18 protein-coding genes are annotated in these 14,470 nt (G+C 71.1%); 11 read left to right on the top strand and 7 right to left on the bottom strand.

The window, feature by feature from the left end; genetic code table 11:
* Positions 1-63: 63 nt before the first annotated feature.
* The 6 genes from ABZS58_RS18675 to ABZS58_RS18650 all read left to right on the top strand — a co-directional run bounded on the left by ABZS58_RS18675 (position 64) and on the right by ABZS58_RS18650 (position 4,441).
* Positions 64-1,029: a cytochrome c oxidase assembly protein gene (locus ABZS58_RS18675; protein WP_354783006.1), complete on the top strand. Its 966-nt coding sequence runs from the start codon at positions 64-66 to the stop codon at positions 1,027-1,029.
* Positions 1,026-1,418, top strand: coding sequence for a hypothetical protein (locus tag ABZS58_RS18670; protein ID WP_354782960.1), 393 nt, complete (start codon positions 1,026-1,028; stop codon positions 1,416-1,418). The genes ABZS58_RS18675 and ABZS58_RS18670 overlap by 4 nt, the downstream gene beginning before the upstream one ends.
* 2 nt (positions 1,419-1,420) lie before the next feature.
* Positions 1,421-2,461 carry an anthranilate phosphoribosyltransferase gene (trpD, locus tag ABZS58_RS18665; RefSeq protein WP_354782958.1) on the top strand — a complete coding sequence of 347 codons (1,041 nt, stop codon included), beginning with the start codon at positions 1,421-1,423 and terminating at the stop codon, positions 2,459-2,461.
* A 312-nt stretch (positions 2,462-2,773) separates the two neighbouring features.
* Positions 2,774-3,574, top strand: a complete 801-nt coding sequence (locus ABZS58_RS18660) for a hypothetical protein (protein WP_354782956.1) — start codon at positions 2,774-2,776, stop codon at positions 3,572-3,574.
* 49 nt (positions 3,575-3,623) lie between these two features.
* On the top strand, positions 3,624-3,827 hold the full coding sequence (locus tag ABZS58_RS18655) for a hypothetical protein (protein ID WP_354782954.1): 204 nt from the start codon (positions 3,624-3,626) through the stop codon (positions 3,825-3,827).
* A 77-nt stretch (positions 3,828-3,904) separates the two neighbouring features.
* The gene (locus tag ABZS58_RS18650; RefSeq protein WP_354782952.1) at positions 3,905-4,441 is read left to right on the top strand and encodes a phospholipase; all 537 of its coding nucleotides are present in this window, start codon (positions 3,905-3,907) and stop codon (positions 4,439-4,441) included.
* 47 nt (positions 4,442-4,488) lie between these two features.
* Here ABZS58_RS18650 and ABZS58_RS18645 read toward each other — a convergent pair whose 3' ends face one another.
* Positions 4,489-4,932: a cytochrome c oxidase subunit 4 gene (locus ABZS58_RS18645; protein ID WP_354782950.1), complete on the bottom strand. Its 444-nt coding sequence runs from the start codon at positions 4,930-4,932 to the stop codon at positions 4,489-4,491.
* 16 nt (positions 4,933-4,948) lie between these two features.
* Positions 4,949-5,827, bottom strand: a complete 879-nt coding sequence (gene coxB / locus ABZS58_RS18640; protein WP_354782948.1) for a cytochrome c oxidase subunit II — start codon at positions 5,825-5,827, stop codon at positions 4,949-4,951.
* 88 nt (positions 5,828-5,915) lie between these two features.
* Here coxB and ABZS58_RS18635 point away from each other — a divergent pair, with 88 nt between their 5' ends.
* Together ABZS58_RS18635 and ABZS58_RS18630 are read left to right on the top strand one after the other, a co-directional pair.
* The gene (locus ABZS58_RS18635) at positions 5,916-7,052 is read left to right on the top strand and encodes an aminotransferase class V-fold PLP-dependent enzyme (protein WP_354782946.1); all 1,137 of its coding nucleotides are present in this window, start codon (positions 5,916-5,918) and stop codon (positions 7,050-7,052) included.
* Positions 7,049-7,258 (top strand): sulfurtransferase TusA family protein, encoded by a 210-nt coding sequence (locus tag ABZS58_RS18630; protein ID WP_354782944.1) that lies wholly within the window; start codon positions 7,049-7,051, stop codon positions 7,256-7,258. The genes ABZS58_RS18635 and ABZS58_RS18630 overlap by 4 nt, the downstream gene beginning before the upstream one ends.
* A 121-nt stretch (positions 7,259-7,379) precedes the next feature.
* Here the strand turns inward: ABZS58_RS18630 and ABZS58_RS18625 are convergent, their stop codons facing one another.
* From ABZS58_RS18625 to ABZS58_RS18605, 5 genes are all read right to left on the bottom strand, one after another.
* Entirely contained in the window at positions 7,380-7,787 is a 408-nt protein-coding gene (locus tag ABZS58_RS18625) for a DUF4395 domain-containing protein (RefSeq protein WP_354782942.1), read from the bottom strand.
* Entirely contained in the window at positions 7,784-8,182 is a 399-nt protein-coding gene (locus tag ABZS58_RS18620; protein ID WP_354782940.1) for a thioredoxin family protein, read from the bottom strand. The genes ABZS58_RS18625 and ABZS58_RS18620 overlap by 4 nt, the downstream gene beginning before the upstream one ends.
* A gap of 44 nt (positions 8,183-8,226) precedes the next feature.
* Positions 8,227-9,207 carry a carbohydrate kinase family protein gene (locus ABZS58_RS18615; protein WP_354782938.1) on the bottom strand — a complete coding sequence of 327 codons (981 nt, stop codon included), beginning with the start codon at positions 9,205-9,207 and terminating at the stop codon, positions 8,227-8,229.
* A 156-nt stretch (positions 9,208-9,363) separates the two neighbouring features.
* Complete coding sequence (locus ABZS58_RS18610; RefSeq protein ID WP_354782936.1) at positions 9,364-9,732, bottom strand: iron-sulfur cluster assembly accessory protein; 369 nt, start codon at positions 9,730-9,732, stop codon at positions 9,364-9,366.
* Positions 9,733-9,826: 94 nt separating this feature from the next.
* On the bottom strand, positions 9,827-10,945 hold the full coding sequence (locus ABZS58_RS18605) for a glycerate kinase (RefSeq protein ID WP_354782934.1): 1,119 nt from the start codon (positions 10,943-10,945) through the stop codon (positions 9,827-9,829).
* 56 nt (positions 10,946-11,001) lie between these two features.
* On the opposite strand from ABZS58_RS18605, the gene nadA reads away from it, so the two are divergent.
* The 3 genes from nadA (at position 11,002) to ABZS58_RS18590 (ending at position 14,391) form a co-directional block, all read left to right on the top strand.
* Complete coding sequence (gene nadA, locus ABZS58_RS18600) at positions 11,002-12,165, top strand: quinolinate synthase NadA (protein WP_354782932.1); 1,164 nt, start codon at positions 11,002-11,004, stop codon at positions 12,163-12,165.
* Between the two features lie 192 nt (positions 12,166-12,357).
* Entirely contained in the window at positions 12,358-13,701 is a 1,344-nt protein-coding gene (gene murA, locus ABZS58_RS18595) for a UDP-N-acetylglucosamine 1-carboxyvinyltransferase (RefSeq protein WP_354782930.1), read from the top strand.
* Positions 13,702-13,767: 66 nt separating this feature from the next.
* Entirely contained in the window at positions 13,768-14,391 is a 624-nt protein-coding gene (locus ABZS58_RS18590; RefSeq protein ID WP_354782928.1) for a DUF3043 domain-containing protein, read from the top strand.
* Positions 14,392-14,470: the final 79 nt, after the last annotated feature.

Genomic DNA, 14,470 nt, shown 5'->3' with positions numbered 1-14,470 from the left:
CCGACTTTTCACGGGGTCCACCAGCGAGGGACGATTCGGCCTCCGGCATAGGCTGTGCACGTGTTGCGAGCTGCAGAACCAGGGCCTCCGACGGCGACGGCGATCCTCGGTTCCTTCCACGTGTCGTGGCTGACGCTGCTGCTGGTCGTCGCCGCCGGCCTGTACCTGACGGGTGTGCTGAGCCTGCGCAGGCGCGGCGACAACTGGCCCGTGGCCAGGATCGTGCTCTTCCTCGGGCCCGGACTCGGCTCGATCGCCGCGGTCACCATGACCGGCGTCGAGGAGTACGACACGACGCTGCTGAGCGTCCACATGGTCCAGCACATGATGCTGTCGATGATCGCGCCGATCTTCCTCGCCCTCGGCGCGCCGGTGACCCTCGCGCTGCGCACGCTACCGCCGCGCGGCCGCCGGATCCTGCTCGCCGTGGTCCACTCGCGGGTCGCCCGCGTCCTGGCGTTCCCCCTGGTCGCGTTCGGGTTCTTCGTCGTGACGCCGTTCGCGTTGTACTTCACCGGGCTGTACGAGCTGACGATGCGCCACGCGTGGGTGCACGAGCTGACGCACGCGCACTTCATCGCCGTCGGCTGCCTGTTCTTCTGGCCGCTCATCGGCCTCGATCCGCTGCCGGGACGCTGGCCGTACCCGGCGCGGGCGCTGCTGATGTTCCTGTCCACGCCGTTCCACACGGTCCTCGGGCTGACCATCATGCAGAGCAAGGAGCTGCTCGGCGGTGACTGGTATCCGTCGCTGGGCCTGCCCTGGGCCGACCCCGCGCACGACCAGGTCGTCGCCGGCGGCATCCTCTGGGCCGGCGGGGAGATCGTCTCCGTGACGATGCTCGCCGTGCTCGTCGTGCAGTGGATGCGCCAGTCGGACCGGGAGGCGAGACGCGTCGACCGGCGCCTGGACCGCGAGGAGCGGCAACGGCTCGAGGAGCAGGAGTGGTCCGCCCGCACCGGCATCGCCATCACCGATGACGGTACGATCCCCGAGGCACCCGCCACACGAGGAGCAGCGCGCACATGACACAGCACACGGTCCTGCTGTACAGCGACGATCCCGAGGTCCGCGACCGCATGCGGCTCGCCATCGGCAGCCGTCCCGCGGCCGACCTGTCGGTGAAGTTCGTCGACGCCTCCACCTACGCCGAGGTCGTCGGCCTCGTCGACGACACCGACGTGGACCTGCTGGTCCTCGACGGCGAGGCGACCCCCGGCGGCGGTCTCGGCATCGCCCGCCAGCTCAAGGACGAGATCACCGACCCGCCGCCGGTCGTCCTGGCGATCGCCCGCGCCGCCGACCGCTGGCTGGCGTCCTACGCGCGCGTCGAGGGCACGATCATGTATCCCCTCGACCCCGTCACCACCGGCAAGACGGTGTCGGACCTCCTGCGTTCGCTCCCCGTCCAGGGCTGAGCATGGGCGAGCGGACCTGGCCCCAGCTGCTCAACGCCCTGCTCCGGGGCGAGGACCTGTCGCTGGACGACGCCGGCTGGGCGATGGGCGAGGTGATGGCCGGCTCGGCCACCCCGAGCCAGATCGCCGCGTTCGTCGTCGCGCTGCGCGCCAAGGGTGAGACGATCACCGAGGTGGCCGGCGTCGCCGAGATGATGCTGTCCATCGCGCCGAAGGTCCCGCTGACCGCCGCGCAGCGCGACGCCGCCGTCGACATCGTCGGCACCGGCGGCGACCGCGCCAACACCGTCAACATCTCGACCATGGCCGCCGTCGTCACCGCCGCCGCGGGCGTGCCGGTCGTGAAGCACGGCAACCGCGCCGCCTCCTCCTCCACCGGCGCCGCCGACCTGCTCGAAGCCCTCGGGGTCACCATCGACCTGGGCCCGAACGAGGTCGCCCGCTGCGTCGCCGAGGTCGGGATCGGCTTCTGCTTCGCGGCCCGCTTCCACCCCGGCATGCGCCACGCCTCCGCCACCCGCCGCGAGATGGGCGTGCCCACGGTCTTCAACTTCCTCGGCCCGCTGACCAACCCGGCCCAGCCGACCGCCGCGACCGTCGGATGCTTCGACACCCGCATGGCTTCGGTGATGGCGTCGGTACTGGCGGGGCGCGGCTTCTCCGTCCTGCTCGTCCGAGGTGAGGACGGGCTGGACGAGTTCACGACCGGCGCGCCGACCAGGGTGTGGGCGGTCAGCGGCGGCACGGTCACCGAGTCGGTCCTGGACTCCGTCGACCTCGGCCTGCCCCGGTCCGCCCCGGGCGACCTGCGCGGCGGTGACCCTGCCCACAACGTGGCTGTGGCGCACCGCATGTTCGCCGGCGAGACCGGCCCGGTCCGCGACGCCGTGCTGCTGAACGCGGCCGCGGCGATCGCCGCCCGCGACGGCCTGTCCACCGACCTGCCCGCGCAGCTGCGAGCGGGCATCGCCCGCGCCGCCGCCGCGGTCGACTCAGGCGCGGCGACAGACCTCGTCGCCCGCTGGTCCGCCTTCAAACCGTAACCGGCCGGGCCGTCCGGCGGCTGGTCGGTGTAACTCATGATCCGGTAGAGATTTTGTCGCCCTGGCGACCAAGACTCTTCCGGATCATGGAAGCGCGGACGGAGGCACGGTGATGCCACGCGCATGCGTGTGAGGCTGCCGCGCAAGCCGGCAGTGCGTCGCGGAGCGGCGCATTGGGGGGCTCCGGGGGTGAGAATCCCCCCGGCGGGACCCGCCGCGAAGCGGTGGGGCGGCGAGCTTTCGCCGAAGGCGACAGGCGGGTAACAGCGGGTAACAGCGTGACCCATCGGTGGCGGTCGGCGTTGACGATGCGTGGCCAACACTCCTAATTCCCAGAAGAAGGCGCTGCTTTCGGCGGTTGTCGCCGGGGCGCTGACGCTCGGCTTCGCCGGCATGATGGCGAAGTCGTGCGGCGCGCCGGTCAAGGAGCAGGCGGAGGCCGCCAACCCCGCCCTGGAGCTCGTCGACAGTCTCGCGTCGCGGCTGGTGCTCGGCCTGCAGACGGACGCGACGATCCAGTACCAGACCGCCGGCGGGGTCAACGTCGTGGTGTCGCAGTCGATGCCGCGCAGGGCGTACCGCGGGGCGGGTGTCACGTTCATCTCGACGCCGGACGGCACGTATCACTGCAGGACCGTGACGCCGTCCCCGTCACCGAAGGCCAGGAAGAGCCCTCAGCCGGTCGCTCAGTGCGACGAGGGCCCAGGGGCGGACACGCTGTCCCCCACCCAGGCGAAGGCGATCAGCGACGCGTTCGGGGGCGAGTTCATGGCCCCCGAGGCGGCGATGGGCAGGCTGGCGACGATCGCGCAGGGTCAGGACGTGCGGACCGGGACCTCCAAGCGGGGCGACGCCCAGTGCGTGTCGGTGACCGCGAAGGGGATCCGCACGGAGACCGCGTGCGTCAACCCGGCGGGGCTGCTGGCGTACTTCGACGGCACCACGGACGCCGGGAGGTACACGCAGCTGACGTTGCAGTACACGACCCCGAGCGTCAGCGACGAGGCGTTCCTGCCGCCGGGAGCGAAACCGAAGGCGACGGCCGCGGCGAGCGGCAGACCGGCGGCGCGCACCCCGAGCCCGAACCCCGGGCCGAGTGGTACCGAAAAGTGATCCGACACGCCGCCGGCCCTGCCCGGACGCAAGGGCCGCCGGTGGCAGCGTGACGGGCATGGAGCTGCACTGCGACACCTGTGCCCGGCAGCGGAACTTCGAGCGGCCGGCCCGTTCGGACCACCCGCGGGCGACCTGCCCCGACCGGGCCTGCACGGCCTGCGGCGCGGCGATCGTGGTCGCGCCGGTCATCCTGCTGATGGACCGCCGGTCGAGGGTCACGCTCCAGCAGGGACGCCGGAAAGCGGCCTGAACGACCGTTCAGCTCTCGGTGCCGACCGTTCGGCGCAAGTTCCGTGCGGGTACACATCGATGCTGGAGAATCTGTCCATGAATCTCCGGCGCGCCGCCGTCCTTGCGCTCACCCTTGCGCTGGCCGGCATCGTCACCCCCGCATCCCCCGCCGCCGCGGCCGGCATCAACGAGAAGCTGGCCGTCATGTCCACCTGGTCGCAGCCGACCGCCGGGAGCTACAACACCTGGAACGCCGCCCGCCAGAACCAGGCAGCCTGGGCCTCCTACGCCTTCGACTGGTCCACCGACTACTGCTCGACCAGCCCCGACCAGCCGCTCGGCTTCGACTTCCGGCTGTCGTGCCAGCGGCACGACTTCGGGTACCGCAACTACAAGGCGGTCGGGCAGTTCCCGGCCAACAAGTCCCGCATCGACAGTGCCTTCTACTTCGACCTGAAGGCGAAGTGCGCCACGTACAACGCCGTCGTCCGGCCCGCCTGCACCAGCCTGGCGTGGACGTACTACCAGGCCGTCTCGGCGTTCGGCAGCCTCGCGTCGGTCAGCGCCGCCGACCTGCAGCGCGCCGCCGACATCAAGCAGCGCGCGGAGGTGGCGGCCGCACAGGCCCGCTAGCACACAAAAAAGGGGGGCCTCCGTGGAGGCCCCCCTTTTCGTGGGACTCAGTGCTCGGCGCCGCGCCGCGTGCCGGTGTAGTACTCGAACATCAGGCCGCAGGTGGCGATGATGACCGAGATCAGCCCGACCGCCACCAGCCACCACTGGTCGAAGGCGAGGCCCAGGCTGGCCGTCGCCGCGGCGAGCGCGATGCCGACCGGCCAGTAGCTGCCCGGGCTGAAGAAGCCCAGGTCGCCGGCGCCCTCGTAGATCTCCGCTTCGGGCCGGTCCTCGGGACGCGGCTCGATACGGCGCGAGATCAGCCACAGCGCGCTGCCGATCATGGTGAGCAGCAGGCCCGACAGGATCAGCGCGACCACGCCGATCCACTCCACACCCCGGTGCCCGGTCTGCTCGTGCGGCGCGACGTTGGTCCACCAGCCGTAGAGCGCGGCCATCGCGAACACGAACAACGCGAGCACGAAGAACAAACGTCCTTCTGACTTCATCGCCGTGCGCCCTTTCTCAGCTCGAGGACCGCTTGGTGCGGTCGGTGTCGAACGGATGCGTCGTCGTCGCGTACCCCTGGTTCGGGAAGCCCAGCTGCGCGAGGGCCTCCGGGGTGCTCTTGCCCGCGCCGCGCAGGCCCAGATACTGCTGGTACTGGTCCGCCGAGACGACCCGCAGCTCGAAGTTCATCATCGAGTGGTAGGTGCCGCACAGCTCCGCGCACCGGCCGACGTAGGCGCCGGCGGCACTGTCCTTGAGGTTGATCTCGAACCTGTTCTCGACACCGGGGATGACGTCCCGCTTGAACAGGATGTCCGGCACCCAGAACGAGTGGATGACGTCCCGCGAGGTCTCCTTGAACTGCACCGACTTGCCCGCCGGCAGCACCAGGACCGGGATGTAGTCGTCGGCGCCGACCGTCGTGATCGGCTTGCCGTCCGGGCCCTTGGTGTCGCTGTAGACGAACTGCCAGTTCCACTTCGAGGCGATGACCTCGACGTTGACGTCCGGGTTCTTGGAGAGCCGGTCGACGTCGGTCTGGATGATCGCGGTGTAGAAGAACAACACGGCGATGATCACGAACGGCGCGACCGTGTACAGGATCTCGAACGGCATGTTGTACCGCGTCTGCGGCGGCAGTTCGTCGCCGCGCTTGCGATACCGCACGACGCACCAGAAGATCAGGCCCCAGACGAAGACGCCGACGACGAGCGCCGCGACGACGGACCCGATCCACAGGTCATACATGCGGTCGCCCTGCTGGGTGATGCCCTTCGGCCAGCCGAACCCGGCGAACGCGTCGTCGACGGAACACCCGGCGAGCAGGGTCGTCACCGCGACGGCCGAGACGGCGAGCCCGACGGCGCGCGCGGGGCTCAAACCTCTTGAGACCACCTGCTCCTGCCTCCTTAGCAGCGCCGCGCGGCCCGTCTCCGGGTCGTCGCGCGGCAAGCCTCACCAACGCTGGCGAGCGTACTCGACCATGCGCGGTCCGCCCGGCTTGGGGTGGTCGTGTCCGGCCCGCGATACCGTTGCGCGGGTGGGTGTCTACTTCGACGCCGCCACCGCGATGCCGCCGCATCCCGTTGCGCGGCAAGCATTTCTGGCCGCGCTGGACGACGGCTGGGCCGATCCCGGCAAGCTCTACACCCCCGCCCGCCGGTCCCGTCAGCTGCTGGACGCCGCCCGGGCGACGGTCGCCGAGGTGCTCGGCGTCCGCCCCGACGAGCTGCACTTCACCGCCGGCGGCACCGACGCGGTCCGCGGCGCGATCGCCGGCGTCAGGAGGGCCCGGGGCCGCCGGCGCGTAGTGCACAGCGCGGTCGAGCACTCCGCCGTCATCAAGGCCGCCGGCGACGACGCGGTCGCGGTGCCGGTGTCGCTGACCGGCCTGGTCGACCTCGACGCCCTGCGGACGGCGCTGCATTCGCCGGAAGTGGCCCTGGCCGCCGTGCAGAGCGCGAATCATGAGGTGGGGACGGTGCAACCCGTCGCCGAGGCCGCTCAGCTGGCGTCGGCGGCGGCTGTGCCGCTGCTGGTCGACGCCGCGCAGTCGATCGGCCGCACGCCGGTGCCCGGCGGCTGGTCCCTGCTGACCGGCAGCGCCCGCAAGTGGGGCGGCCCGGCCGGCGTCGGCGTCCTCGCCGTGCGCAAGGGCACCCGCTGGGAGCCGCCCTGGGAGCCGGCGACGGACGTGCCGGCCATCCTCGCGGCCGCCGCCTCGCTGCGCGCGGTGCACGCGGAGGCGGCGGCGGAGTCGGCCCGGCTGAGCGCGCTCGTCGAGGAGATCCGCGCCACGGTCGCCGCGACCGTGCCGGACGTCGAGGTCGTCGGCGAGCCCGAGCGGCGGCTCCCCCACATCGTCACGTTCTCCTGCCTCTACGTCGACGGCGAGGTCCTGCTGCACGCCCTGGACAGGGCGGGTTTCGCGGTGTCGTCCGGCTCCGCCTGCACCAGTGACACGCTGCGGCCCTCGCACGTCCTGGCCGCGATGGGCGTCCTCACCCACGGCAACGTCCGGGTGTCCCTGCACAGTGGAGTGTCCACCGAGGACGTCCGGCGGTTCCTCGCGGTGCTGCCGGGCCTGGTCGCCGACGTGCGGGCCGAGGTGGGCATGTGAGCCTGGTCGTCGATGCGCTCGGGAAGCGCTGTCCCCTGCCGGTCATCATGCTGGCGAAACTCGCCGCGACGTCTCCGCCGGGCACCCGCATCGCGGTCCTCGCCGACGACCCGGCGGCGGCCGTCGACATCCCCGCCTGGTGCCGGATGCGCGGTCACACCTTCATCGCCACCGACGGCGACCGTCATACCGTCGAAGTATGCTGATCGCGCGGGCTACTGGCAGCGGACACTACGGATGGTAGCCGCTTCGAAGATCGATTAGTGTGCTCGGGGTAGGGTCAGAGAAAGCGGAACGTGACACCGGCACCCGATCGATCCGTGACTGTCACGCGGGACGCATGCGCTTGATCAGCAGGTAGGCCTCACAGCCGAGGCAGAGGCCGAAAACCGCGTTCAGGAACGCGGCGACCAGGGCGAACGACGCGCCCACGATGCCGAGCGCCGCCGGACCGGCGAGGTAGCCGATCACGGTGAGCACCGCGAAGAGCAGGCCGACGGCCTGGGCGAAGCGGACCGGGGCGCCGTCCTCCCGCTCGGTCGGCGGCGCCAGGCGCGGCGCGACGAGGTAGCGGTAGAGCAGTCCGTACGGGGTCAGCCGCGGGTCGTACGCGCCGATGGCGAAGATCACCGCCTGGGCGAGGGCGAGCCAGCCGTTGCCGGTGAGCAGGACGACGACGAAGACGATCGCGGTGATGCCGGCCGAGAACCGGGGGCCGCGGGGATCGAGACTCACGCTGCCAGGACCTCCGTGACGGTGGCGCGCAGGGCGGCCCGGTCGGGCACGCCGACGGTGCGTTGCGCGATGTGGCCGCCGCGGTCGACGACCAGCAGCGTCGGCAGGCGCCAGATGCCGAGGTCGCGCACGGCGTCGAGGTGCTCGTCGGCGTCGAGCTCGACGTGCCGGACGCCGGCGACGGCCGAGGCCAGGTCGGCGCAGACGGCGCGGACCTGGCGGCACGGCGCGCACGTCGCGGACGAGAAGTGCAGCAGCGTGACCGTGTCGCGGGCCGGGCTGAGCAGGCCCGCAGGCAGGTCACCCCCGGCCGCGCGGAGCTTGCCGTAGCGGGCCCGGTAGACGAGCCCGACCACGGTGGCGAGGGCGAGCAGCGCCACGACCACGATCGTCACAGCGGCAACTGTACGCCCGTTCCTACTACACCGATAGGGATGGTTCAGGCAGCCAGGTGGGCGCGGATCTCGTCGGCGGCGGTGTCGCCGTAGGACTCGGCGATGCGCTTCGTGAACTCGGCCGGCAGGATCTCGTACTCCTGCGGGCCGACGGTCTCCAGGACCAGCGCGGCGACCATCGAGCCGACCTGCGCGGCCCGCTCCAGGCCGAGGCCCCAGGACAGCGCGGCGAAGAAGCCGGCGCGGAACCCGTCGCCGATGCCGGTCGGGTCGTTGGCGACGACCCCCTTCGCGACCGGGACGTGGATCTCGGCGGGCAGGTCGCGGCCCCGGATGAGGGCGCCGTCCTTGCCGAGGGTGGTGACGAGGACGCCGACCTTGTCCAGCAGCGACTCGGTCGTCAGGCCCGTCTTCGACTCGAGGAGCTCCTTCTCGTAGTCGTTGGTCAGCAGATACGCCGCGCCGTCGATCAGCTTGCGGATCTCGTCGGCGGACATGCGGGCCAGCTGCTGCGAGCAGTCGGCGGCGAACGGCACGCCGAGCGCCCGCGCCTCCTCCGTGTGCCGGACCATCGCGACCGGGTCGTTGGCGCTGACCAGGATCAGGTCGATGCCGCCGACGCGGGTGCCGACCGGGGACAGCTCGATGTTGCGGGCCTCCGACATCGCGCCCGCGTAGAACGACGCGATCTGGCACATGTCGTCGTCGGTGGTGCAGACGAAGCGGGCGGTGTGGGCGATCTCGCTCACGTACACCGAGTCGCAGTCGACGCCGTGCCGGGTCAGCCAGCTGCGGTAGTCGTCGAAGTCGGCGCCGACGGCACCCACGAGGATCGGCCTCAGGCCGAGCAGGGCCATGCCGTAGGCGATGTTGGGGGCGATCCCGCCGCGGCGCACCGTGAGGTCGTCGACGAGGAACGACAGCGAGACCTTGTGCAGCTGGTCGGGCAGGAGCTGCTCAGCGAAACGGCCCGGGAAGTGCATCAGGTGGTCAGTCGCGATCGAACCGGTGACGACGATCTTCATGGAAACCTCGGTCTCAAGACAACAGGGCCTGCACAGAGTAGTAGCCGCCCGCGCTCAAGGTGCGCTGGAGTCCCACAACCTAGAAGCATCATCAAAAGCTCTTGATCAGCACAAAGCCGCCCTCCGAAGGTCCGGAGAGCGGCTCTGAAAGGCGAACTAGTGGAAGGAGTCGCCGCAGGCGCAGGAGCCCTGGGCGTTGGGGTTGTCGATGGTGAAGCCCTGCGCGTCGATCCGGTCGGCGAAGTCGATCGACGCGCCGGTGAGGTAGGGCACGCTCATGCGGTCGACGACGACCTCGAAGCCGTCATAGGTGCTGACCTTGTCCCCGTCGAGCGAACGCTCGTCGAAGAAGAGCTGGTAGCGCAGGCCGGAGCAGCCGCCGGGCTGAACCGCGACGCGGAGCCGCAGGTCGTCCCGGCCTTCCTGCTCGAGCAGGCCCTTCACCTTGACGGCGGCTTCCTCGGTGAGGCCGATGCCGGCCGGGTTGTCCGTCTGAACAGGCTCGGCAAACTTCGAAGCGGTCACGATCAAGGCTCCCTGCGGTGATGTCTACAGTTCCATCGGGTACCAACGCGGAGGCGACCGACGGCATTCCCTCCCATAGTGACACGGTTTCGTGCTAGCGGCTCCACTGCACAGCCAGGCGTTCCCCCAGTTCCCGCAGCCCGTCGGCGGGGCGGGCGAGGGCCTCGGCGACGCTGCCGAAGTGCTCGACGAGGGCGTGGGCCTCGGTGACGCCGATGCTCGCGGCCTCCCGCCGGCCCGCGTCGATCCGCCCGGCGACGACCACGCAGGGCACGCCGAGATCACGTGCGGCGTTCGCCACACCCGCCACGACCTTGCCGCGCAGGGACTGCTCGTCGAAGGCGCCCTCACCGGTCACGACCAGGGAGACCTCCTCCAGCTCGGCGTCGAGGCGGGTCAGCTCGCGGACCAGGCCGATGCCGGACGTGACGCGGCCGCCGAGAGCGAGCAGGGCGGCGCCGAGCCCACCGGCGGCGCCGGCGCCGGGCAGGTCGGCGAGGCCCGGCGGGGCGGTCGGCAGCGCCTGCAGCACGCCGGCGAAGCGGGCCAGCGCGGCGTCGAGCTGGAACACGTCCTGCCTGGTGGCGCCCTTCTGCGGGCCGTAGACGGCGCTCGCCCCGTGCAGCCCGAGCAGGGGGCTGTCCACGTCGGTGGCGGCGACCAGGGTCGCTTCCCGCAGCCTCGGTACGCCACCCAGGGCGGCACAGTCGATCAGGGCGGCGCCGCCGTACGGCAGGGCGAAGCCGGACGCGGACAGGGGCGCGGCGCCGAGCGCGGCGAGGAGGCCGGCGCCGCCGTCGTTGGTGGCGCTGCCGCCGAGCCCGACGACGAGCGTGGTCGCGCCGGCCTCGACCGCGGCGAGCAGCAGCGTGCCGAGGCCGAACGTCGTGGTGTGCTTCGGATCACGTTCCTCGCCGGACAGCAGGTGCAGGCCGCAGGCCTCGGCGCTCTCGATGTACGCGGTGGCGCCGTCCAGCACGACGTGCCCCTGCGCCGGCCGTCCGAGCGGACCGGTGGCCGCGACGGTGAGGACACGTGCGTGCGGCAGCGCCGCGGCCAGTACACCCGCGAAACCCGGACCTCCGTCCGACAGCGGCCGCAGGATCAGGTCGTCGCCGGGCCTGACGTTGCGCCAGCCGGCGGCGAACGCCCCGGCGGCTTCGACGGCCGGGATCGTCCCGGCGAACTTGTCCGGGCACACGAGGACGCGCATCCGGACATTGTCCACGTCACAGTTGCGTGGTAGTGCGGGCGTGCGACGATCGAATGGTGACCTGGGCTGAACCATCGTCAACCGCCACCGCACTCCTGCTGCTGGGCCGCGGCACCGACCCCGACACCGAGAAGGGTGTCGAGTGTCCCGGCGACCTGCCCGCACCGAGCGACCCCGGCCTCGTCGAGCGGGCGAGGGCCGCCAAGGCCGCCCTCGGCGACCGCGTCTTCGTGCTCGGCCACCACTACCAGCGCGACGAGGTGATCCAGTTCGCCGACGTGACCGGCGACTCGTTCAAGCTCGCGCGGGAGGCCGCCGCCCGGCCCGACGCCGAATACATCGTGTTCTGCGGCGTGCACTTCATGGCCGAGAGCGCCGACATCCTCACCTCCGCCACGCAGCGGGTCGTGCTGCCGGACCTGGCCGCGGGCTGCTCGATGGCCGACATGGCCGCGCTCGTGCAGGTGGAGAAGGCATGGGACCACTTCACCGCGCTCGGCATCGCCGAGGACGTGGTGCCGGTCACATACATGAACTCGACCGCCGACATCAAGGGCTTCGTCGGGCGCAACGACGGCGTGGTGTGCACGTCGTCCAACGCGGAGACGGCGCTGAAGTGGTCGTTCGAGCGCGGTTCGAAGGTGTTCTTCCTGCCCGACCAGCACCTGGGCCGCAACACGGCCGTGCTGAAGATGGGCATGAGCCTGTCCGACTGCGTGCTGTTCGACCCGCACAAGCCCGGCGGCGGGCTGACCGACCAGCAGCTGCGCGACGCGAAGATGATCCTGTGGCGCGGGCACTGCTCGGTGCACGGCCGCTTCACCCTGGACAGCGTGCGGGACGTGCGTGCCCGGGTCCCCGGCGTCAACGTGCTGGTCCACCCCGAGTGCAGGCACGAGGTCGTCACGTCGGCCGATCACGTCGGCTCGACCGAATACATCATCCGCATGATCGAGGCGGCGCCGGCCGGGTCGGCGTGGGCGGTCGGGACCGAGCTCAACCTGGTCCGCCGGCTCGCCCTCGCGCACCCGGACAAGCAGATCATGTTCCTGGACCGCAACGTCTGCTACTGCTCGACGATGAACCGCATCGACCTGCCGCACCTCGTGTGGGCCCTGGAGGAGCTCGTCGCCGGCCGTGTGCCGAACGAGATCACCGTCGACGCCGGCACCGCGCACCACGCCCGGGTGGCGCTCGACAGGATGCTCGCCCTGCCGTAGGGGGGACCGTCCGATCACCCTCCGGTCACTCTGAGTGGCGGCCGGAGGATGATCGCTGTCGGAGTCACGTCTTCGTGCCATGACGGACGTGCGGTCTGCGTTCGCATGCCGTAGATGTGGTTATGCTGCTGCGCGGGTTCACGCTCCGTCAGCACATCTGCCTTCAATCCCTGCCTGCAGGAGGGTCTTTCCGTGACCAACTACGACGCCGGTGACGTCCTCACCGTGCACGGCGGCGCGCCGCTCAACGGCGAGCTGCGGGTGCGCGGTGCCAAGAACCTCGTCTCCAAGGCGATGGTCGCGGCGGTGCTGGGCGAGACCCCGAGCACGCTGTTCGACGTGCCGGCGATCCGCGACGTCGAGGTGGTCACCGGCCTGCTCGAGCTGCACGGCGTGAAGGTCACGCGCGGCGCGCTCGACGGCGAGCTGCACTTCGACACGTCCGACGTCGAGTCGGCCAACGTCGACGAGATCAACGTGCACGCCGGCTCCAGCCGCATCCCGATCCTGTTCTGCGGGCCGCTGCTGCATCGGCTCGGCCACGCGTTCATCCCCGACCTCGGCGGCTGCAACATCGGCGGGCGGCCCATCGACTTCCACATCCAGGCGCTGCGCGACTTCGGCGCGGTCGTGGAGAAGTCCGAGAAGGGCATGGACATCACCGCCCCCAACGGGCTGCACGGCGCGAAGCTGGAGCTGCCGTACCCGAGCGTCGGCGCGACCGAGCAGATCCTGCTCACCGCCGTGCGCGCCGAGGGCGTCACCGAGCTGCGCAACGCCGCGGTCGAGCCGGAGATCATCGACCTCATCTGCGTCCTGCAGAAGATGGGCGCGATCATCAAGGTCCACACCGACCGCGTGATCGAGATCCAGGGTGTGCCGCGGCTCACCGGCTACACCCACCGCCCGATCCCGGACCGGATCGAGGCGGCCAGCTGGGGCGCGGCGGCCCTCGCCACCCGCGGCGACGTGTTCGTCCGCGGCGCCCGGCAGGCCGACATGATGACGTTCCTCAACCTGTTCACCTCGGTCGGCGGCGCGTTCGAGATCGACGACACCCCGGGCATGGGCGGCATCCGCTTCTGGCACCCGGGCGGCGAGCTCAACGCCGTCGCGATGGAGACCGACGTCCACCCGGGCTTCATGACCGACTGGCAGCAGCCGATGGTCGTGGCGCTCACCCAGGCCCGCGGCCTGTCGATCGTGCACGAGACCGTGTACGAGCGGCGCCTCGGCTACACGGCCGCGCTCAACCAGATGGGCGCCACCATCCAGACGTACCGGGAGTGCCTCGGCGGGACGCCGTGCCGCTTCGGCCGCCGCAACTTCATGCACTCCGCGGTCATCGCCGGCCCGTCCAAGCTGCACGCCGCCGACCTGGTGATCCCCGACCTGCGGGCCGGGTTCAGCCACCTGATCGCGGCCCTGGCCGCCGAGGGCACGTCCCGCGTGTACGGCGTGAAGCTCATCCAGCGCGGCTACGAGGACTTCGAGGCCAAACTCAACGGCCTCGGCGCCCACGTCGAGCTGGGCTGACGCGGATCCGCGCGGCGGGCGCCCCGAGCGTTGGGACGCCCGCCTACTGTCCGCTACCCTTCACGCGTGCCGTCGTTGTTTTCCCGTAAGTCAGCAGAGCCCGCCGAGGCGCCCGCCGCCGAACCCGAGACGTCCGAGGTCACGGCCGACAGGCGCCAGACGCTGAGCAAGCGCGACCTGGGCAAGACCACCCCGAAGCGGGTCGTGGCCGGCCGGCGCGTCGCCGAGCCGCCCGCGGCCAACCGCCGCGAGGCCGCCAAGAAGATGCGGGAGCGGCAGCGGGCCGAGCGGCTCGAGGCCCGCGAGGGCATGGCCAACGGCGAAGAGCGCTTCCTGCTCCCCCGCGACAGGGGCCCTGAGCGGCGCCTGGTGCGCGACATCGTCGACTCCCGGCGGACCATCGGCACGTTCTTCTTCGGCACCACGTTCCTGGTGATGCTCGTGGGCTTCAACCGCGACCTCAACCCGAGCATCTATCTGGCGGCGAACGCCCTCTTCGGTGTCATGGCGGTCGCGACCGCGATCGACAGCTTCCTGATCTCCCGCACCATCAAGCGTCTCGTCAAGGAGCGCTACCCCAGCTCGACCGAGAAGCTCGGCCGGCTGTACTTCTACGCGATCATGCGCGCCATCTCGTTCCGCTTCATCCGCAACCCGAAACCGCAGGTGAAGGTCGGCGCCAAGATCTGACCCCCGGACGGCGGGCGGATCAGACCCTCCGGGCGGCAACGGGGCGACAACGATTCGGCGGCGGCGCCCCGCCCGACGG

The organism is Dactylosporangium sp. NPDC005555, assembly GCF_040605635.1.
Lineage (GTDB): Bacteria > Actinomycetota > Actinomycetes > Mycobacteriales > Micromonosporaceae > Dactylosporangium.
The sequence above is the reverse complement of the archived record's forward strand: the minus strand, read 5'-3'. Positions and strand labels throughout refer to the sequence as shown.

Bases quoted from the DNA above. Each gene is read 5' to 3' on its own strand.
- trpD (WP_354782958.1), top strand. From the start codon at position 1,421: ATGGGCGAGCGGACCTGGCCCCAGCTGCTCAACGCCCTGCTCCGGGGC.
- ABZS58_RS18605 (WP_354782934.1), bottom strand. From the start codon at position 10,945: ATGCGCGTCCTCGTGTGCCCGGACAAGTTCGCCGGGACGATCCCGGCC.
- ABZS58_RS18650 (WP_354782952.1), top strand. From the start codon at position 3,905: ATGAATCTCCGGCGCGCCGCCGTCCTTGCGCTCACCCTTGCGCTGGCC.
- ABZS58_RS18635 (WP_354782946.1), top strand. From the start codon at position 5,916: ATGCGCGGTCCGCCCGGCTTGGGGTGGTCGTGTCCGGCCCGCGATACC.
- ABZS58_RS18615 (WP_354782938.1), bottom strand. From the start codon at position 9,207: ATGAAGATCGTCGTCACCGGTTCGATCGCGACTGACCACCTGATGCAC.
- ABZS58_RS18670 (WP_354782960.1), top strand. From the start codon at position 1,026: ATGACACAGCACACGGTCCTGCTGTACAGCGACGATCCCGAGGTCCGC.
- ABZS58_RS18645 (WP_354782950.1), bottom strand. From the start codon at position 4,932: ATGAAGTCAGAAGGACGTTTGTTCTTCGTGCTCGCGTTGTTCGTGTTC.